The organism is Rothia mucilaginosa, from assembly GCF_964211445.1.
Classification (GTDB): Bacteria; Actinomycetota; Actinomycetes; order Actinomycetales; family Micrococcaceae; genus Rothia; species Rothia mucilaginosa_E.
In genome coordinates this window covers 15576-35419 of the sequence record NZ_CAXOQT010000015.1, presented here as the reverse complement: position 1 = coordinate 35419, position 19844 = coordinate 15576, and the positions used below count along the sequence as shown (strand labels likewise).

Here is a 19844-nt window from a genome sequence, read left to right as displayed (position 1 = left end):
CGTTAAAGAGTGCGAGTCTATGGAATAAATATGTATTTGCTGTGTAAATCATATGGTCGTACACGTGGGGTGCTGTGGGAGCATGTGCGAAAAAGTGCCCGAAAAACCCCTGAAATTCAGGGTTTCGGGCACTTCGGTGCAAGAGATGCTACTGAAAAGCAACGCAAACGTACAGAGGCGTATGCATCTGAAACGAATTAAACGAAAAATTTAAAAGCCGTTCGGAGTGTTGAACTGTTACACAACAATGTCACAGAGGCTTAGAGATCCCTCACAACCCACGGCTCAGTAGCCATACGAGCCGGGTCAAAACGCTCCAAAATCGCCGCCGCATTGGGCACCGGGACGTCCGCAGAATGAGCGGAACCATCAGCGTTATACACCGGAATAGACGCGGCAATCCACCCCAAAATCGTGGGGATTTCAACACCAGCCTCACGCAGCTGCGGCAGAGTCACCGCGCCGTCACGCTTCGCCAGACGCTTACCCTCCTCATTCAGCGCCAGCGGCACGTGAGCGTAACGCGGCTGCGCCAACCCCAAAAGCTGCGCCAAATACGACTGGCGAGGCGCCGAAGGAAGCAGATCATCACCGCGCACAATCTGCTCAACCCCTACAAAGGCGTCATCCACCACGGAGGTCAGGTTATAGGCATAGGTGCCGTCATTACGCACCAGCACAAAATCATCCACCAGCCCCGTGTAGGCACCATAAAAATCATCCTGCACGGTGTAGCTCGTGCACTCAGCACGCAGGCGCAGAGCCGGCGGACGCTGGGTGCGGCGCTCCTCCCGCTGCACCTCCGTCAGCTCGCGGCAAGTACCGGGGTAGGCGCCCGGTGCACCGTGCGGGGCGCTCGACGCCTCCTGAATTTCGCGGCGGGTGCAGTAGCACTCGTACACGAGGCCCGCCTCGCGCAGCTGCGCAACCGCCTGCTCATAGGCGGCAAGGCGCGTGCTCTGATACAGAACGCCCGCTTCCTTGCTCTCGGTGCTCTCTGCCGCGCTGCCGGGGCTGGCGTCCCAGTCCAGACCCAGAGCCGCCAAATCCGCAATCTGGCGTTCCGCCGCGCCCGGGCGTACGCGATCCAAATCCTCCACGCGCAGGTAGAAGGGCTTGCCGCCGCGGCGCGCCATCGCCCACGCCAGAATAGCGGTACGCAAATTACCCAGGTGCAAATCACCCGAAGGGGAGGGGGCGTAGCGTCCGGTGCCGCTGGGGAACGGCTGAGCTGCAGGCTGAGCAGAGGAAAGGCTAGAGGAAGAAGTCATACTCCTATCCTATAGGGCGCGAATTTCTGGTTCCTGCTCAGATTCCCACGGGCTCCCCATGGACTCCTCACTGGCTCCTAACCGGCGCTGGACTAGCAGGAGGAACGCGCTACCCGCCTAATCAATCTGTGGAGGTTGTCAAGCATCACGTATCAGCTGTCCGTAGAGGCCGAATTGTGCAGAATGATGCACTTTTATCCCCTTAGAGGCGTGCAATAGTGCAAAAATATGTTCCCCAGAAGGCGGAATAACCCCGTAAGCACCAAAAATTACAGTAGGGTTGTATCTATGGCTCGTACTATTGAACTCGCAGACGGTGTGTACCGCATTGCGACCGATAACTACCGACTGAACACCGGACTGGTCCTCGGACTGGAACGGGCACTTGTCGTGGATACCGGCGCAGGTCCCCGTCAGGCAACCGAAATTTATGATGAGGTTCGCCGTCTCACGCGCCTTCCTATCACCGTCGTAAACACTCATGGACACTATGAGCGTTTCTTCGGTAACGATGTTTTCGCGGCAATGGGTGCCGAAGAATTCTGGGCGCATCCTCGCGCCGCGCGTGCAATTCGTAAATACGGTGAGGCGCAGCGTCCCTACGTCGAGACGCTCGAACCGGAAATGGCGCACCACCAGGGTGCAGCCACCGATATTATTGTCCCCAACCGCCTGGTCGCCAACAGCGGTGACGGCATTACCTTTACCCCCATTGACCTGGGTGAGCGTAGCGCAACCCTCATGTACATGGGTCCCGGCCACACCGACGGCGACATTCTGGTCGGTATTGAAGATGTGCTCTTCATGGGCGGTCTGATTGAAGAGGGTACCGACCCCTACTTTGAGGATTCTTTCCCCGACCGTTGGATCGATACCCTCGGTGCTGTGCTCGAATTTGATCGCTACCGCGTGTTCGTGCCCGGTAACGGTGAGCCGGTGGACCGCACCTTCGTGGAGCGTGAACGTAACACCATGGTGACCGCTATTGAGTCGATTCGTTCCTCCACTCTGGACCGTGAGGATGAAGCAACTACCGCAGCAATGTATAAGCTGCCGTATGCGCCGGGTGCTACTCGCTTCCTGCTGGATCGATTGGCTCAGCTGGAGAACGCACCGGTGGCGGCGTACCTCGATTCGGAGCACCCGGATACCAGTGGTTTCACGGGTCCGATTACTCTGGGTCAGGCCTCGTACTAAACCCCGTATGCAATATGCCTCATGGGGCATAAATACAGGTGAGGGCTGGTTTCTGTGATAGAAACCAGCCCTCACCTTTTATATGCCCTCAGCTGTTTACCGTCAGCGAGGTGACGTTTTTAGCGCTGAACGTACTGGGCGCGCATCGCCTCGCAATCAGCCTTCAGGGAGGCAGGGACTTCGCCCATTGCCTCGCACAGCTGAACGAAACGGTGACGCCAATCCAGGTGCTGCAGAGCCTGACGGATCTGCTGCTCACCCTGCGCCGGAGTCCAACGCGAGGCAGCCTCGGCAACCTGTGCAAGGCCCGCACGAGCATCCGCGTGGTCAATGTCGATGGTCGCGCCATCCCAAAGGATTTCACGTACGGTGGTGGTGTTCGGTACCTTGCCGACCACGGTCACGCCCGAAGCCAGAGCGTCGGTCCAACGGCCGGTGATGTACTCCTTGGTCGGGTGAGTGTAGGGTGCCGGGCTGACCGAGGTGGAGAACGCCAGCAGGAACTTCGCACGGTTCAGCGAATCCTGCAGGTGCTGAGCCGACTCACGGTCGTTCGCGCCGAAGGGCGGGCGGCCCTCAAAGCTCAGACCCAGCTCGCCGGCGAGAGCGGCGGTCGCCTCGTCATCCTCGTAGGCGGCGGGCTGACGACCCACACGCAGCAGGTCGGTGCTCTTCGAGCCCAGCGTTGCCAAACGGTCGCTGAACTTGCTCCACACGTCAGCGCCCCAGGGCAGCACGCCGGGGGTCTTCACACCGGCGGCGGTCCAGGGCTGAACATCGTCAACATCCGCAACGAAAATACGGTCGTAGGTGGAGGACTTCGCCACCGCGGGAATACGGTCGTCCCAGAAGCTATCAATCACCCAGCCGTAAATCGCGCCGTAGCGGCGGAACGCGAAGGAACGCTGCGAAATGGCGTACAGCTGACCGGGGTCAGAAGCAATCACCAGGCAACGCTTGGAGCCGCCCTTGAAGCGGGGCAGGCGTGCCAGAAGCTTGGTTTCCTTGCTGAGGGATGCGCCCACATCTACGGTGTGGACGGTGCCGCCGGTGTAGCGGGCGAGAAGCTCCGCCATGGCGTGCACGGGAACCCAACCGGCTCCGGAGGGGACGGCAACAATAATATCGAGTGAGCTCATGAGAATCCTTGGGGCTACGCCCGCCGCATGCACCGGGCTCACCGGGGTAAAACACCTGGTCGAGCGCGGTATGCGTTAGCGGTGAGAGCGTGAATGTTGATCAATGATAGATAGGGTGCCTTGCGTCAGCAGGTGCGCAGGAAAACGCGAAGGTAACGGCGAGTGAAACCGCTACGACCGGCTAACTTTCAGCCACGAAAGGCTACGGCACAGGTAGTTTTTAGTATATCGGTCAACCCCGTGCGCGGGGCATAGCCTGACGCCTTTGCGAGCGGCTTTAGGGTGTGTGAATGCGCACCTCAATACCCGATTCGGTACCGAAACCGGCAGCCATGCGCGCCAGATCAGTGTTCGGGGCGGCAGCCACCGTGAAGAAACGGTCCACCGCGGCGGCAAACTGCTCCTGACGAGCCATATCGCCGTGCTCAAGGGTCGTGAAAATACCGCCGCCGGCATCGTCAAAGACCTCTACGCGCAGTTCGGGAAGAAGCTCCGTGTTCGGCAGGTTCAGTGACGAAACATCGTGCTGGAAAGTCAGGTCACCGCACAGCAGAGTCACCGGCAGGGCGGCACCACCAACGACCGGGCGGGAGTTCTCATCCACGCCGGCGGGGTAGTAGCCCGACAGGGACACGCCAATAGCGGTCGCAATCGTGCCGTCAATACCCGCCAGACCGCGGTTCGCAAACACGCGTGCGGGGGCGGGCTCACCCAGGGCGGGGGCTGCCGCATCCAGGTCGCGCACCAGGTTAGAGGAGCCCAACACCATGAGGCGACGCTGAGCCACCGCATCCTTCCAGACGCGGCGCGCGTAGGAGCGGCCAGCGGTGCGGTTGCGGTAATCGGTGTAGTCTACGGAACCTGCAGAATCAGAGTGCTCGTAGGCGGCAATGGCGCGCAGGCACTCATCCTGCAGTTCGCGGGCGGGCTCAACCCACTGATCCAGCCAGCTCAGCTCGTCAACCGGTTCAGCAGCAACAGCGGAGGCGCACGCAAACTTGGCAAGCTCGTGCGGGGTAGACAGTTCCACGAAGGAACGGGCGCCCGGCTCGTACCAGCTGGCGCGGCGCGGCGCGTAGAACGCACACTGAATATCTGTGCGTTCGAGCAGCGCCGTAATCGGGCGCGAGAGCGTCGGGTGACCGAAAAGCACTACACGCTCAATCTGCGCGGCGGGTGCGAAGGACTCATCGCCGAGCAGCTGCGGGTAGTGGGGAATGGAGGTCGCGCCGTGGCGAGCCTCGGAGGAAGGCTCAGCAAACAGCGGCAGGTCCAGCACACGCGCGAACTCAGCCGCGAACTCGCCGGCACCGTCGGCGGCAACCACCACGGTGCGGTGCGCCGGGGTGTGTTCCGCCAGGTCAGCCTGTGCTTCCAAGGAGTCCAGGAGCCAACGCTGTTCAGCGCTGGAGAGCCCCGAACCCTCGGCGCGGGCGGCGCGGGCACGGCCCTCAGCCTGCGGGTCGTAATCCTCCAGCAGACTCTGCGCCCACTGCGGCAGCATCTGCGCAAAACGACCCGAGGGGGTCAGCGGCGTATCAAAACAAATGTTCAGGTGCACCGGGCCAATCGGCTCAGCAGACTGCTTGCGCCAGTGCTCGGCACTACGGCCGGTCAGTGCGTTCAGGCACGCCGCAAAAGCCTGAGTCTGCTCGCCCTCAACCTGCTCCGGGTAGGAGGACAAATCAGCTTCAGCACGCACAAAAGGATGGAAGAAACTTGCCTGGCGGGTCGTCTGATTAACGCCGCTACCGCGCAGACGCTCCGGGCGGTCGGCGCTCAGTACCGCCAGGGGTACACCGGCGTGGTACGCCTCCATGACGGCTGGCATGTACTCGCCCAGCGCCGTACCGGAGGTGCACACCAGACCCACCGGCTGTCCGGACGCCTTCGCAATGCCCAGGGCGGTAAAGGCGGCACTTCGCTCGTCCACACGCACGTGCGCAATGAGCGCGCCGGCTTCAGCGGCGGCGGCAATAGCGTACGCAAGAGGTGCACTGCGGGATCCCGGAGACACGACAACATGCCGCATACCGGCACGAATCAGCGAGTCGAGCACGGATACTGCGGTGAGCATGGCGGGGGTTGAGCGGTTTTCAGTCACCGTACCATTCTAATGCCGCGGGCTTTTTCCTTCAGTTTTGGTTACCCTTCACAGCCGCAACCTTTCACCGGCGCAACTCGTGACAACGGCAGTCTTTATAGTCCGGAGGCGCGTTCCAGCACGCGGTAGCAGGCGGTGACGCGTTCAATCCACCACCGGTGTGTCTGCTTGTCGGTGGCAAGACGCGCCAGGCGCTGTTCGTTGGGAGTAATAGCGCGTAGGTCCATGAATCCGTCGCGGGCGATGAGTGGCTCATCGGTGACGTCCTCCGCCATGAGGGAGACCGTGCCCAGACCGCACCCGTACCTCAGGGTCGGCAGGGAAGCCGCCAGAGATGCACCGGTAGCAATACCCACCGAAGACTCCAGCGCAGAAGAAACCACCGCCGGAAGCTGTGCCTGCTTCACTAGTGCGAGGGCACGACGCACACCGCCCAACGGCGCCGCCTTAATAACCATCAGGTCGGCGGCATTTGCGCGAGCCACCTTCAGCGGATCCTCCGCCTTCCGGATTGACTCGTCCGCGGCAATGCGGGCGGGTAGCCCCTCCTTGGCGATAGCAAAGCGGAGCGCCGCCATATCCTCAATGGTTGCTACCGGCTGCTCGGCGTAAATAATGCCGTACTCGCAGAGCTTGCGCAGCGCCTCAAGGGCACCGTCGAGGGTGTAGCCCATGTTCGCATCCACCTTCAAGCGTGCATTCGGGAGCGCCTTCCGCGCCGCCGCCACGCGCGCAATATCGTCGGCGAGGCTCTGCCCCTTCTCAGCCACCTTGATTTTCAGCTCGTGAATCTCGCCCTCGTATTTGGCGAGCACCTCCGGCACACGCTCGGCGGGTACCGCGGGCAGGGTCGCGTTCAGCGGGATGCGCGTACGCACCGGCTCCGGGGTAGGTAGCCACGCCGCCTCCAGCGCGCAGGCGAGCCACGCGGCAGACTCCTGTGCACCGTACTCGAGGAAGGGCGCGAACTCGCCCCAGCCGTGCGGGCCGCGAATCAGCGCGCTCTGGCGGCTATTGACCCCGCGGAAGGTCACGGTCATCGGAATTTCGACCGTGAAAAGGTTCTCCAGAACCTCCTGCAGCGGCGGCAGGGGAGTGTTCGTGAGGCGAAAACCGTAGCCGAGAGGCGGCACGCTCATGCTGGTATTCAAGGTATCTGCCCTTCTTCGATGCGCTATGAGCTCACCATAGCATTCCGCTCTGAAGCGGGTGCGCTCGCAACCCGTTTCGCATTCTCTGGAAACTCTCAGGTTGTGGTCGAAAAAACTTTAGTTTTTCATAGCTTAACCTGGGATAGTAGATAGTTATTCGCCCGATGACTCGAACGATGTTGCGCGCGATGCGGTAGCTTGGGGGCTGCCGCAATGACAGCGGACATCGGCGGGCTCGGGGATATCTAACAGACATGAGGGCAAGAAGGTACGAAGGGTTATGAAGAAGAAAACACCGGCAAATACATCGGGTTCGGAAAACTCCGGTTGGGAGAGCTCCGAAAAGCTTGATGCTACCAGTGTGCTTCACCCCGCTGACGTGCATGCAGCCGCCGCTGATAACGCGCCGACTACGGTATTTTCCTCTGACGAGACGCAGGTGCTCTCCGATTATCAGGACGCTACCAAGGTTCTCAACGCCCACGAGACTGTTGCGCCCGCTGATTCTGAAGACTCTACGGAAGTTATTGGTGCGACCCGCCCTCTGCCGCGCGCCTACCGCGCCCCCATTAAGATTCCTGAGACGATTCCTTCCGCTCAGGAGCGCGCCTCCCAGGGGAACTACAGCGCGGATGAGCCTCTGCAAGCTACGCGTCGCCTTGACCCGCCGAGGCCTCCGGTGAGCGGTTACCCGCTGAACGCCAATATAGGCGCGGGACACATGGGTGCTCCTCAGATGGGAGCCGGGCAGATGGGTGTTGAACAGATAAGCGCCCAGAAGCCGCTTCCCCAGCGTGTGCCGCCGCAGGCGCCTCAGCAGGCGCCTCCGCAGCCGGTTGCTTATCCTCCTGAGGCGTATCCTGCCGCGGCTTATCCGAACGGTGCGTATGTTCAGACCGGTCAGGTTCCCGTGGATGCTTCGGGCCGCCCGGTGAACCGTCCCGGCGAGGGAGAAATCATGCACCTTCCGAGTACTGGCGTTCTGATGCGCCACATTATGGCGTTGCTGTTCTTGGGCCTGTCGCTGTACGGTGCGTTTGCGTTCTTTATTTATACTGCGACCGGTCAGCAAGTTGATGAGCAGGCGTATACCGAGTACGCGCACCAGTTCAAGAGCTATCGCGGCCCGACCCTGACGGCGCTGGATTCTTTGCCCACGATTGTTGGTGTGATTGCGGTGCTGGGTTTGATTGCGGTGCTGATTTGGAAGCACCGGTTCCTGCCCTCGCTGATTGGTGTGCTGGTGGGTGCGGCTGCGGTGACGAGCACGTACCTGCTCAAGCACTACCTGATTGTGAAGCCTGATCTGGGTGTTCAGGAGGCGCTGAGCAATTCGGCGCCCAGTGGCCACACGACCTTTGCGGCGGCGGCGGGTGCGGCGCTCTTCCTAGCGGCACCTCGTTTCTTGCGGCCCACGGTGGCGCTGTGTGCGGCGTTGGCGACCTGCCTGACGGGTGCCTCCACGATTATTAATGGGTGGCACCGCCCTGCGGATGTGGTGACCGCTATTCTGGTCACCGCCATCTGGACCGTTGTGGGTATGGGCGTGCTACGTTATGTGCGTCCGGCAGATTTTGCGGTGCCGGCGCGTGGCGGTTTGGTGCTGGTGCCGTTGATGACGATTGCGACGCTGTTCCTGTCGTTCTGCGCGGTCATCCTGTATCTGATTGCGATTTTTGCGCCGATTCCCGGTGGCGCGTTTACTGCGGCGACCTGCATGATTATTGCGGTGAGCTTTGGTACGACGGCGCTGATGGTGAACCTGCTGCGTTCGCGTAATAGTAATCGCTCCGCCTATTCGAAGGTGTGGAGTTATCAGTAAATGTTGTTCCCCTCCTTGCGCGGGATGTTCCAGCCCGGTGTGAGCTGAAGCATTGTCCCGGCGCGGGGAGGGGAATACAATATAAATAATTTAGTATTTTTAATACCAATATTAGGGAGGGGGTGCGCACCCCCTTTCACTCACCCCTGAAGAGAAAGGTGCGTACCATGGCAGGTACCCATGAAGGCCGAGTCCTCGTATTCCCCCAGCTCACCGAAGCGCTGACCCCCTTTGAAGACAAGCCCCAGGCTCGCAAGATTGTTGATGCCGACGGCGGCAACCTGACCCTCATGGAGCTGGCGGCGGGCCAGTCCTGGCACGAGCACCACAGCGTGCACCCCATCTTCGTTCAGGTGCTCAAGGGTGAGGTCATCTTCCACGTGAAGGACCGCGACATCACCCTGGTTCCGGGCAAGCCGATTCACGTGACCGCCAAGCTGCTGCACTCCCTGCGTGCCGTGAAGGACTCCACCCTGCTGGTGACCATGCTGACCGGTGAGTCGCACCCCGAACCCAAGGTCAACATTGACGTCGAAGAGGTCTAAAAACTGACCCAAAAAGCTCGCCGCCGCATCTGCACCGGATGCGGCGGCGAGCTTTTTATCTGCTTTTCGGCGCTCACATATGCCGGCGAGAATACCCTCACACTACGCCCTGAGCTTTCTGCACGCCGGTTCACCCCGCGCGGGCGTACCCTGAGAAGTACACTCCCGCTAACACTTCAGGGAGCAACCCGAAAGGATGCGCAATGCCCAAGTCCCTGCAACGCCCCGTCGTTCTTCTCACCGGCGCCAGCTCCGGTATCGGCTACGATGTGGCGCCGCTACTGGTGCGCTACGGATACACCGTCTACGGTGCCGCCCGCCGCGTTGAGAAGATTGAAGAGCTCGCCCCCGAGGGCGTGAAGGCGCTCAGCATGGACGTCACCGATGAGGCATCTATGGAAGCCGCCGTGCAGCAGATTATTGATGCAGAAGGCCGCATTGATGTGCTCATCAACAATGCGGGCTACGGCTCCTACGGCGCTATTGAAGATGTGCCTATCGACGAGGCACGCCGCCAGTTCGAGGTGAACCTCTTCGGCCTGGCGCGCCTCACCCAGCTTGTGCTGCCGCATATGCGCGCACAGGGCAGCGGGCGCATCCTGAACATCTCCTCGATGGCGGGGCGCATTACTATGCCCCTCGGGTCCTGGTACCACGCCACCAAGTACGCCCTCGAGGCGTTCAGCGATGCACTGCGCATGGAAGTTGCAGAGTTCGGTATTGACGTGGTCATTATCGAGCCCGGCGGCATCAAGACCCCCTGGGGGCTCATCGCGGCAGACCACCTGGAGGAGTCCTCCCGAAACGGCGTCTACGCGGCTCAGGCGCAGCGGGTTGCGGCGAATATGCGTAAGCTCTACTCGCCCTCCTCCAACCTCTCGGAGCCGAAGGTTATCTCTAAAACTATTCTGCGAGCCCTGGAGGCGCGCCGCCCCAAGACCCGCTACCTCGTGGGTTTCGGAGCCAAACCCTCCGTGCTCCTGCATACCGTGCTACCCGATCGTCTCTTTGACAAGGTGGCGCGCCGCATCTTCTAGAACCGGAACAGACGCGAACTAGAGCATTAAAAAGCGGGCGGTGCTGCGCGAAACAGAATGTTTCGTACAGCACCGCCCGCTACGTTTTTCAAGAGCTAGTACTAGTCTACTACGGCGTGGGTCGGATCGAGCACGCGCGCCAAGAAAGCCTGAGTACGCTCATGCTGGGGGTTGCCAATCACCTGATCGGCGGGGCCTTCCTCCACGACCACACCGTCAGCCATGAAGACGACCTTATCGGCGACCTCGCGGGCGAACGCCATCTCGTGGGTCACCACAATCATGGTCATACCCTCGTCGGCCAGGTTACGCATAATGCTCAGAACCTCGCCGACCATCTCCGGGTCGAGCGCACTGGTCGGCTCGTCGAAGAGCATCAGGTCCGGGTGCATGGACAGTGCACGTGCAATAGCCACACGCTGCTGCTGGCCACCGGACAGCTGAGCCGGGAACCGGTCTTCCTTGCCCTCCAGACCAACCTTGGCGAGCTGCTCGCGGGCAACCGCCTCCGCCTCAGCCTTGGAGCGGCCCAGAACCTTAATCTGAGCGATTGTGCAGTTATCCAGAATGTTCAGGTGGCCGAACAGGTTGAACTGCTGGAACACCATACCCATGTGGGTACGCACGCGGTTAATGTCTACGTCCGGGTCGGTGACCTCGGTATCGCCCACCATGATGGTGCCGTCGTTCGGCTCCTCCAGCAGGTTCACGCAACGCAGCAGAGTGGACTTACCGGAACCCGAAGGGCCGATGAGGCACACGACCTCGCCCGGCTCGACCTGCATGTCGATGCCCTTGAGAACCTGAACCTTGCCGTAGGACTTGTGCAGGTTAGAAATGCGCACCGAGGAGGCGGCCATGGATGAAGTTGAAGCAGTCATAGTATCTTCCGTAATCCGTATCTGTCGTTGCGCTTACTTGCGGCCGGTCAGCTGGGTGCGGCGCTCAAAGTATGCGGAGAGCTGGCCCAGCGGAACGGTGATGATGAGGTAGCAGAGGCCCGCAACCACCAGGGGAGTCAGGCCCGCATTGGCGGCGGTCAGGCCTTCACGACCGAACTTTGCCAGCTCGTACTGAGAAACCGTCACGCCCAGCAGGTAAACGAGGGAGGAGTCCTTGGTCAGCAGGATAACCTCATTGGTCAGCGGGGGCAGAACCACGCGGAACGCCTGAGGAATAATGATCGAAATCATCGCACGGGTGTGGGACATGCCCAGCGAACGTGCCGCCTCCATCTGGCCCTTCGGAATCGCCTGCAGGCCCGCACGCAGAACCTCACTAATGTAGGCTGCCGAAACCATACCCAGCGACAGGGTCACCGGAATCAGGTTATCCACGAAGCGAATCTTGAACGCCAGGGGAATACCGTAACCGAACGCGAAGAAGACCAGCAGCGCCGGGATGCCGCGGAAAAGCTCCACGTACAGGGTCGCAATCCAACGGTAGGGCGCGATGGAGGAAATACGCATAAGCGCCAGCAACAGACCGCCGGAGAGGCCCACGATGAAGCCCAGGGTGGTGTACAGCAGGGTGTTCTTCAACGCCACGGTAATGACGTCGGGGAACTGCTGCGCCGCAACGTCCAGGTTGAATACCTGCTGGCTGAGGGTCTTCCAGTCAGCCAGAAGAATGGCTACCAGGGCGATAACTGCCAGAAGGGCATACTGTGCGTAGCGGAAGAGCTTCTGCTTCTGACGGGGTGAGAGTTTAGAGGACATGCGCTTTCTTATCCATGTGCTGTTCGGTCAAGAGCGTTCTACGCGCTCACAAGGGTGAAGGCCGGAGCAGCCCCCAACCCAAAAGTATTAAGGGTACTCCTGAATTAGGGGAGGGGCTAACCGGCTAGATGCTTAGGAAGCGGAGGAGGAGGCGCTCGCGGAGGTCGAGGAGGTGGTGCCCACCCACTTGGCCTTCATCTTGTCGAGCTCGCCGTTCTTCTTGAGCTTGTCGATGGTTGCGTTAGCCTTGGCCAGCAGTGCCTTGTTGTTGGAGGAGACTGCTGCGGCGATTTCCTCGGTGTTCTCGGAATCCTGGTACGCGATCTTGAAGGAATCCGGGTCGTTGGTCAGCGCCTCAGAAACCACGGAGAGGTTCGCTGCAACAGCCTTGACCTGACCGGTCTTCAGAGCGGAGAACATGAGGGAGGTGTCTTCGTACTGGATGACCTCGGCGCCGTTTTCCTTGGCGTAGGTTTCACCGCTGGTTGCCTGCTGGGCACCAACAGCCACGCCCTTCAGATCTGCTGCGGAGGTGATAGAGGAACCCTTGGGAACCAGGATTGCCAGGTTGTCGTCGAAGTAGACGGTGGTGAACTCCATCTTGCTCTTACGTTCATCGGTCACGCCGATACCCGCAAGGGCGATGTCGCACTGACCGGTGGCCAGGCCGGTGCCGGAGTCCAGACCTTCGAAGCTGATGGAGGTCAGCTGTGCCTTCACGCCGAGGTCGGAGGCGATAGCGTTGGCGATGTCTGCATCCAGGCCGACGATGGTGCCGTTCTCTTCGTATTCGAAGGGCTTGTAGGGGGTGTTGGTGCAGACGCTGAGGGTGCCGGACTTGACGAGGGTGACCTCGCCGTTGGCGTCGGAGTTCTCGTTCGCGGTGGAGACGCAGCCGGTCAGTGCCAGGGGCAGTACTGCCAGCAGCGCGAGGGGTTTGAGGGATGCCTTCTTGAAGGTTGCGGTGTTCATGGGGTGCTCCTGTGTGAGGTGTGTTCTATGAAATCTACGGTCTATTGTGCGCCTCTATGTTAAAAAATGCAAGCATATACATAAATATTCATAAATTTTTGCTGAGTATGCATAAATTCACCCTCGGATAATGAATAAAACCTCGAATAAGCGACTCAAAAACCACCCCGACACGCCCCTTAGCGCGCCACATGACGCTACTACGGTTCACCCAACTATCGAATCTCCTAACCTCCATGCCACAATTGAGAGCGTGAACGCAGAGAAGAACACCCGCGCAACTCGCGCAACCCTGGACAAGAAAACCGGCGACATCGCCGCCATGTTTGATACCGTCGCCGAACGCTACGACCTCATGAACGGCATCCTCTCCCTCGGCCAGCACATCTACTGGCGCAAGCAGGCTGTCGCCGCCGTTGACGCACACCCCGGCCAGAAAGTACTGGACGTAGCCGCAGGTACCGGCGTCTCCTCCGAGCCCTTCGCCGACGCCGGTGTAGACGTCATCGCAGCAGACCTCTCCGAGGGCATGCTCGACGTTGGTCGCCGCCGTCGCCCCGACATGACCTTCGTACAGGCAGACGTCACCGCCCTACCCTTCGAGGACGAATCCTTCGACGCGGTCACCATGTCCTACGGCCTGCGCAACGTCGCAGACTACCCCAAGGCACTGAGCGAAATCTACCGCGTGCTCAAGCCCGGCGGCCGCATCGTCATCCTCGAGTTCTCCACCCCGACCTTCGCCCCCTTCGGAGCGGTCTACAAGAACTACATCATGAAGGCAATCCCGCCGATTGCCCGCGCGATTTCCTCCAACCCCGAATCCTACGAATACCTCGCCGAGTCCATCATCGCCTGGCCCAACCAGCAGGAACTGGCGCAGAAGTTCAAGGAGGCGGGCTTCACCTCCGTGCAGTACCGCAACCTCACCGGCGGCATCGTCGCCATTCACCGCGGTTTCAAGCCCGAAGCACACAACGCATAGACACCGCGTTCACACACCACCGAAGACACCAACACCAAGAAGATAGAAGACACCGTGAGCAACGCAGAGCAGCCCATTGCCGCAACCGACCTGCTGGGAGACCTCGACCTGAAGCTTCCCGCGGGCTTTGAACTCATCGCCGCCGACCCCAAGCTGGGTCCGCAGATTCTCTCCTCCCTGGCGCGTATTGAGGAGCGCCTGGCAGAGGCAATCGCCCAGACCGACCACCTGGCGGACGTCGCATCCCGCCACTTGCTCTCCGCGGGCGGCAAGCGCGTGCGCCCCCTGCTGGCGCTGCTCTCGGCAGCTGTTGACGGCGAAATCAACGACGAGGTCATCGAAGCTGCCGTGGTCGTTGAGCTGACCCACCTGGCAACCCTCTACCACGACGACGTCATGGACGACGCCCCCAAGCGCCGCGGCGTGGACAGCGCCCAGATGATTTGGGGTAACTCCGTCGCAATTCTGACCGGCGACCTGATCTTCTCCCGCGCGTCCCTGCTGGTGTCCGAGCTGGGTACCCGTCCCATGAAGATTCAGTCCCAGACCTTTGAACGTCTGGTGCTCGGCCAGCTCTTCGAGACCACCGGCCCCCGTGAGGGTCAGGACCTGCTCGACCACTACATTGCGGTCATCGAGGGTAAGACCGGCTCCCTGATTGCTGCAGCCGGCGAGTACGGCTCCCTGCTTTCGGGCGCTTCCGAAGACGTCATCTCCATGGTCAAGGCGTACGGCGAACTGGTCGGCGTGGCATTCCAGCTGGCTGACGACGTCATCGACATTGTCAGCGACGGCAAGACCAGCGGTAAGACCCGCGGCACCGACCTGCGCGAGGGTGTTCCGACCCTGCCGACCATCCTGCTGGACCGTGCGGTAGCCGCCGGTGACGAGTCCGCTGTATCGGTTCGTGCCCTGCTGGATGCAGACCTGAGCTCCGACGAGGCGCTGGAGACCGCAGTGGAGGCGCTTGCCGCCCACCCGGTCACCCAGGAAGCATGGCAGATTGCTTACGACTGGGCGGACCGTGCGATTGCCGCGATTGCTCCGCTGCCCGAGTCCACCGCGAAGGCTGCGCTGGAGTCTTTCGCTCACGCTGTGGTGCACCGCGAAGGCTAAAACGCCTCGCCGTGTAGCGCATGCTTGAAAACTTTCACGTTCAAGCGTCTCATACTTCAAAACCCCCGCTGAATCTACCCGGATTCGGCGGGGGTTTTCTGTCTTTAGGCTAGTCAGCGCTGGTTTTTGGGAGAGCTAGGTGCAGTCCCTGCCTCCCAAAAAGTTCCGTATGCTGGGGTCTCCTTGACCGCCATATGCCTTTAAGGTAAACCTTATAGGCATGCCTGAGGTGCACATCCACCCCTCAAGCCTTCGACGGCTCCCACGCCCAACCTGTGTTGGAGAGCCGTTTACTATTTCTGGACGCGAGCAGAGCCCAACCACCCCGACGGGTTATTCTCGCACCAACCATCCGCGTCCCCACACATTCGAGGTTTACAACTATGGGAGCATCTACCCCTAAGGCGCCCGCAAAGCGTGAAGGCTTCTCGAGCCGTCGCGTCTTTATCTTTGCCGCCATCGGTTCTGCTGTTGGTCTGGGCAATATTTGGCGTTTCCCCTACATCGCATTCGACAACGGCGGCGGCGCCTTCATGATTCCCTACATTGTCGCTCTGCTGACCGCCGGCCTGACCTTCCTGTTCTTTGACTACGCGATTGGTCACCGCGCGCGTGCGTCGTCCCCGCTGGCTTTCCGCCGTCTGAACCGTAAGACCGAGTTCATCGGCTGGTGGCACATGGGTATTAACTTCGTGATTGCTATCTACTACGCCGCTATTGTGGCGTGGTCGCTGCGTTACATGGTTTTCTCCTTCACCAACGCGTGGGGTGATAACCCGAAGGCGTTCTTCCAGGGCGAGTTCCTGAAGGTTGCAGACAACCCCGGTGTCTCCCTGGACTTCAACATGAACGTCCTGATTCCCATGATTCTCGTGTGGGGCGTGCTGCTTGCCGTGATGGCTCTGGGCGTTCAGAAGGGTGTGGGCGCTGCCAACATCGTCTTTATCCCGCTGCTGCTGGTCATGTTTGTCGGCCTGGTGATTTACTCCCTGACCCTGCCCGGCGCTATTGATGGTCTGAATGCTCTGTTCACCCCCAGCTGGGATTCCCTGGCGAACCCGGACGTGTGGGTTGCTGCGTACGGCCAGATTTTCTACTCGCTGTCCATTGGCTTCGGCATTATGATTACCTACTCCTCCTACCTGAAGCCCAAGACTGACCTGACCGGTTCCGGTGCTGTGGTTGGTTTCGCAAACTCCGGTTTCGAGCTTCTGGCTGGTATTGGCGTGTTCTCGGCTCTGGGCTTCATGGCTCAGGCTGCTGGCACTCAGGTGAGCGAGGTCGCGACCAGCGGTATTGGTCTGGCGTTCATCGCGTTCCCGACCATTATTTCTCAGGCACCCGGCGGCGTGCTGATTGGTATCCTCTTCTTCGGCTCCCTGCTCTTTGCTGGTTTCACCTCCCTCATTTCGATTCTTGAGGTGATTATTGCGGGTGTTCAGGACAAGTTCGCGACTTCGCGTCTTGCCTCCACCGCTCTGGTGATTATTCCGGTTGCCGTGATTTCGCTGCTGCTGATGCCGACCACCACCGGCCTGTACGTGCTCGACATTCTCGATAACTTCGTGAACCTCTTCGGTATTCTGGCTGCCGGCCTGTGCGCAATTATTGTTGTGGCGTACGTGGTGCGTGCACTGCCCGCTCTGGCTGAGCACCTGAACCGCTACTCCTCCATCAAGGTCGGCAAGATTTGGATGGTCCTGCTGGCTGTTGTGACCCCGCTGGTTCTGGGCTACTCCCTGATTCAGAGCGTCATCAAGCTGATTCAGACCCCGTACGAGGGCTACCCGGCGGATATGCTGGCGATCTTCGGTTGGGGCATGAGCGCACTGCTGCTGGTTGGTGCGATTGTTGTTTCTCTTCTGCCCTGGTCGAAGAAGTCTCGTGCGGCTGAAGAGCCCCCGGCACCTCCGGTGATTGCCGGTCAGGTGGAGCACGGCCACGTTGATTCGACCATTACCCGTTAGGAGCCCTCATGTCTATCTCCGCAATTGTGATGCTCATTGTGGCAATCCTGATTATTTGGGGTGGCCTGGGTTTGGCTCTGCTGAACCTGCACCGTCATCCGGATCTGGATGCTCTCGATGATGCTGCTGAGGCTCAGGGTTCTGAGCTTTAGCGTGTGAACGCGACATAAAGTGATGCCCCGCTGGCGTTAGCCGGCGGGGCATCACTGTGTTTATATGGGCGTTTTACGCGGGCGTTGGGGGGGCTACTTGCTCTGGACGTCTTTAGCCTGTACCAGCGGAATCATGCCGGTTTCAGGGTCGGACAGTGCGGAGGGTCGGTAGGAGCGGGAGGCGCGCAACGCATCCACAGTGAAAATGATGAGCGCGATCCAGATGAGGCTCAGGCCCAGCACCTTGTCGGGGCTCATCTGCTCGTGCAGAACGGTGATGGCAAGAATGAACTGGATGGTCGGACCCAGGTACTGCACCATGCCGATGACTGAGAGCGGCAGTGCCTTGGTTGCCGCGGCGAAGAGCATGAGCGGCACAACGGTGACCACGCCGGTGGAAGCGAGAAGCCAGAAGTGACCGGCGCCCTCGCTGAGGAGGGTCATCTGACCCTGCGCGTTGAGCACGAAGAGGGCGGCAATGCCGAAGGGCGCCAGGATCAGCGTTTCGAGGGAGAGCGAAACGATGGGGCTCACCTCGTGAGCGATACGTGCCTTGAGCAGGCCGTAGATGCCGAAGGAGAACGCCACGCCCAGACCGGTCCAGGGTACCTGACCGTAGATGAGGCTCATCATCAGCACGGCAAGGCACGAGATTGCCACGGACACCCACTGTGCGGCGCGCAGTCGCTCCTGCAGGAAAATCACACCCAATACCACGGAGACCAGCGGGTTAATGAAGTAGCCCAGGGACACGTCAATCGTGTGGCCGGTCGTTGTCGCCACCACGTAGATGAGCCAATTCGCGCAGATGAGGAACGAGGCAGCCGTCAGTACCAGCATGACGCGGCGGTTCCGCAGAACGCGGCGGAAGTCCGCGGTTGCCCGCACCAGTGGCAGTAGCATGGCGCAGAAAATCAGGGAGAAGACTACTCGCGCCACCACAATTTCGATAGGACCGGCGGGAGCCATGAGCACGAAGTACAGGGGGAGCATGCCCCAAATGAGGTAGGTGCCGATGATGGTGATAAACCCGTTGCGGGTGGTGTGTTTCTGAGTCTCTGACATCGTTTCTTCTTCTGATCTGATTCTTCGGTTACGTTCTTCTAATGCTAATCGTCGATTCGGCGCTTGCGTAGGTAGAGGCCTGAATACCTCCACGAACGCCGCAGGCGCGGTACCACGAGGATACCGCGCCTGAAGTGTTGCTGCGTATTCGGTTTAGAGGCCGAAGAAGCGGGAGAAGAAGCCCTTCTTCTTGGGCTGCTCTGCCTCGCGGCGTGCAGTTTCTTCCTGCTCGCGGCGGGCTGCCTCTTCGTGCTCTGCCTGTAGGTCGGGAGCTGCGCCAGCGTTGCGGATGGGCTCCACGTGCTGCTCTTCGTACTCTGCTGCTTCCTGCTCAACCTCGGCGGGCTGCTCAGCAACAGGCTCAGCTGCGACCGGCTCCTCAGCGTACTCTACGGAAGCCTCAACGGTCTCGTACTCGGGCTGCTCGGCACCGATGGACTCGTCGGTGTAGACGCGAGCCTGCTCGGTCTCTTCTGCCTCGTACTCGCCGGGCAGGGTCTCCACGGTGACCAGGCCGGGCTCTGCGTGCTCTGCCGGTTCCTGATCGAAGGGAGCCTCGTCGGCGGGGTAGAGGTTCTCGGTGCTCTCGACGCCGGGCACCTCGGTCTCTGCGACCGGTGCGTGCTCTGCGATCTCGACAGCGCGCTCAGCCTCAGCCTCGGCACGTGCGGCGGCGCGTTCTGCCGCCTCCTGCTCACGCTGTGCGTTCTGTGCGGCTGCCTCAGCGGCTGCCACGCGCTCAATCTCGGTGCGCAGGGCGGCGAGGGATTCGCGGCGCTGAGCGGCAGCGGCTGCGCACTGCTCCAGAACCTCGGGGCCAACCTGAGGCTCAGCCTGCTCGATGCCGCTGATGCGGCCGTCGTCGAACCACAGGCGCAGGGCGCCGTCGGTTGCGGTCAGCACGGCGGTTGCCTCGGTGTCCCAGGCAATGTGGAAGCCGCGCTGCTGAGCGTAGGAGTCCACCGCCAGAACCTGGTTGTGAATCTCTTCGCTCTGCAGGGTCTTCGCGATGACGCGGCCGATACCCTTGTAGGTCGGTGCCTCGAGGGTCAGCTCAGCACCCTCCAGCAGGGTCCATGCGCGCACGCCAGCACCCGCGGGCAGCGGGTAGTGTGCGTACAGGCCGCTAATGGTCTTGGTCGCCAGGGTTAGGCGGCGTGCCAGGGACTCGGAGAGGGGCAGCTCGTCGGTGGTCAGCTCGGTCAGGCCGTCACGCTCACCGGTTTCGCGCGCCTGAATAGCGGCAGAAACAACGGAGTCGGGGAAGTAGCCCAGCTGCTGCCAAGACCAAATCCAAGTACCGCGGTTCTCAGATTCGGTGCCCAGCAGGTGCGGCTTGAGCGAAAGCGGGGGAGTGGTCTCAAAATCCAGAGACTGGGAGGTGAAGTCCACGTTCCACTCGGAGGTACCCACGAGCTCAGCGAGTCGAGCCTGGTACTCGGTGGAGATAAAGATCGATGCGTCGATAAGGTCCTGCAGAGAATTCGTCATGCTTCAAGATTATCAACCTTTTAGCGTTCACTATGCCGTGTGTCTCCGGTTTTGGGGTGCGCTTTAGGCGTATTGGACGCTAAGAGGGTCGAATGGGCCGTCTAGAGGGGTG

The 19844-nt window shown here is 60.6% G+C and carries 17 protein-coding genes; 8 read left to right on the top strand and 9 right to left on the bottom strand.

The genetic code is table 11. The features are described 5' to 3' along the window. Positions 1-260: 260 nt before the first annotated feature. Complete coding sequence (gluQRS, locus tag AB8E48_RS05165) at positions 261-1271, bottom strand: tRNA glutamyl-Q(34) synthetase GluQRS (RefSeq protein WP_368885981.1); 1011 nt, start codon at positions 1269-1271, stop codon at positions 261-263. Positions 1272-1559: 288 nt separating this feature from the next. Between gluQRS and AB8E48_RS05160 the strand changes: the two genes are divergently transcribed. Further along, positions 1560-2468: an MBL fold metallo-hydrolase gene (locus tag AB8E48_RS05160; protein WP_049341038.1), complete on the top strand. Its 909-nt coding sequence runs from the start codon at positions 1560-1562 to the stop codon at positions 2466-2468. 119 nt (positions 2469-2587) lie between these two features. On the opposite strand, the gene AB8E48_RS05155 is transcribed toward AB8E48_RS05160, so the two are convergent. From AB8E48_RS05155 to AB8E48_RS05145, 3 genes are all read right to left on the bottom strand, one after another. Beyond that, the gene (locus tag AB8E48_RS05155; protein ID WP_368885980.1) at positions 2588-3607 is read right to left on the bottom strand and encodes a glycosyltransferase; all 1020 of its coding nucleotides are present in this window, start codon (positions 3605-3607) and stop codon (positions 2588-2590) included. Positions 3608-3884: 277 nt separating this feature from the next. Further along, positions 3885-5711: a 2-succinyl-5-enolpyruvyl-6-hydroxy-3-cyclohexene-1-carboxylic-acid synthase gene (gene menD / locus AB8E48_RS05150; protein ID WP_368885979.1), complete on the bottom strand. Its 1827-nt coding sequence runs from the start codon at positions 5709-5711 to the stop codon at positions 3885-3887. Between the two features lie 95 nt (positions 5712-5806). Continuing rightward, positions 5807-6850, bottom strand: a complete 1044-nt coding sequence (locus AB8E48_RS05145; protein WP_368885978.1) for an o-succinylbenzoate synthase — start codon at positions 6848-6850, stop codon at positions 5807-5809. A 292-nt stretch (positions 6851-7142) separates the two neighbouring features. Here AB8E48_RS05145 and AB8E48_RS05140 point away from each other — a divergent pair, with 292 nt between their 5' ends. The 3 genes from AB8E48_RS05140 (at position 7143) to AB8E48_RS05130 (ending at position 10266) form a co-directional block, all read left to right on the top strand. Continuing rightward, positions 7143-8684 (top strand): phosphatase PAP2 family protein, encoded by a 1542-nt coding sequence (locus AB8E48_RS05140; RefSeq protein WP_368885977.1) that lies wholly within the window; start codon positions 7143-7145, stop codon positions 8682-8684. A gap of 167 nt (positions 8685-8851) precedes the next feature. Next, positions 8852-9229: a cupin domain-containing protein gene (locus AB8E48_RS05135; RefSeq protein ID WP_049327511.1), complete on the top strand. Its 378-nt coding sequence runs from the start codon at positions 8852-8854 to the stop codon at positions 9227-9229. 203 nt (positions 9230-9432) lie between these two features. Further along, positions 9433-10266, top strand: coding sequence for an oxidoreductase (locus tag AB8E48_RS05130; protein ID WP_368885976.1), 834 nt, complete (start codon positions 9433-9435; stop codon positions 10264-10266). 101 nt (positions 10267-10367) lie between these two features. On the opposite strand, the gene AB8E48_RS05125 is transcribed toward AB8E48_RS05130, so the two are convergent. The 3 genes from AB8E48_RS05125 to AB8E48_RS05115 all read right to left on the bottom strand — a co-directional run bounded on the left by AB8E48_RS05125 (position 10368) and on the right by AB8E48_RS05115 (position 12956). Then, the gene (locus AB8E48_RS05125; RefSeq protein WP_012902969.1) at positions 10368-11147 is read right to left on the bottom strand and encodes an amino acid ABC transporter ATP-binding protein; all 780 of its coding nucleotides are present in this window, start codon (positions 11145-11147) and stop codon (positions 10368-10370) included. Between the two features lie 33 nt (positions 11148-11180). Next, positions 11181-11984 carry an amino acid ABC transporter permease gene (locus tag AB8E48_RS05120; RefSeq protein ID WP_368885975.1) on the bottom strand — a complete coding sequence of 268 codons (804 nt, stop codon included), beginning with the start codon at positions 11982-11984 and terminating at the stop codon, positions 11181-11183. Between the two features lie 132 nt (positions 11985-12116). Then, complete coding sequence (locus tag AB8E48_RS05115; RefSeq protein WP_368885974.1) at positions 12117-12956, bottom strand: ABC transporter substrate-binding protein; 840 nt, start codon at positions 12954-12956, stop codon at positions 12117-12119. Positions 12957-13209: 253 nt separating this feature from the next. Between AB8E48_RS05115 and AB8E48_RS05110 the strand changes: the two genes are divergently transcribed. The 4 genes from AB8E48_RS05110 (at position 13210) to AB8E48_RS05095 (ending at position 17176) form a co-directional block, all read left to right on the top strand. After that, entirely contained in the window at positions 13210-13941 is a 732-nt protein-coding gene (locus tag AB8E48_RS05110) for a demethylmenaquinone methyltransferase (protein WP_070677538.1), read from the top strand. A gap of 54 nt (positions 13942-13995) precedes the next feature. Beyond that, entirely contained in the window at positions 13996-15057 is a 1062-nt protein-coding gene (locus AB8E48_RS05105) for a polyprenyl synthetase family protein (protein WP_368885973.1), read from the top strand. Between the two features lie 383 nt (positions 15058-15440). Beyond that, positions 15441-17024: a sodium-dependent transporter gene (locus AB8E48_RS05100; protein ID WP_368885972.1), complete on the top strand. Its 1584-nt coding sequence runs from the start codon at positions 15441-15443 to the stop codon at positions 17022-17024. An 8-nt stretch (positions 17025-17032) separates the two neighbouring features. After that, entirely contained in the window at positions 17033-17176 is a 144-nt protein-coding gene (locus tag AB8E48_RS05095) for a methionine/alanine import family NSS transporter small subunit (protein ID WP_080974200.1), read from the top strand. A gap of 93 nt (positions 17177-17269) precedes the next feature. Here AB8E48_RS05095 and rarD read toward each other — a convergent pair whose 3' ends face one another. Both rarD and AB8E48_RS05085 read right to left on the bottom strand, forming a co-directional pair. After that, a complete protein-coding gene (rarD, locus tag AB8E48_RS05090; RefSeq protein ID WP_368885971.1) occupies positions 17270-18241 on the bottom strand; it encodes an EamA family transporter RarD in 972 nt (323 codons plus the stop codon). A gap of 153 nt (positions 18242-18394) precedes the next feature. Next, positions 18395-19732, bottom strand: coding sequence for a DUF6882 domain-containing protein (locus tag AB8E48_RS05085; RefSeq protein ID WP_368885970.1), 1338 nt, complete (start codon positions 19730-19732; stop codon positions 18395-18397). Between the last annotated feature and the right edge of the window lie 112 nt (positions 19733-19844).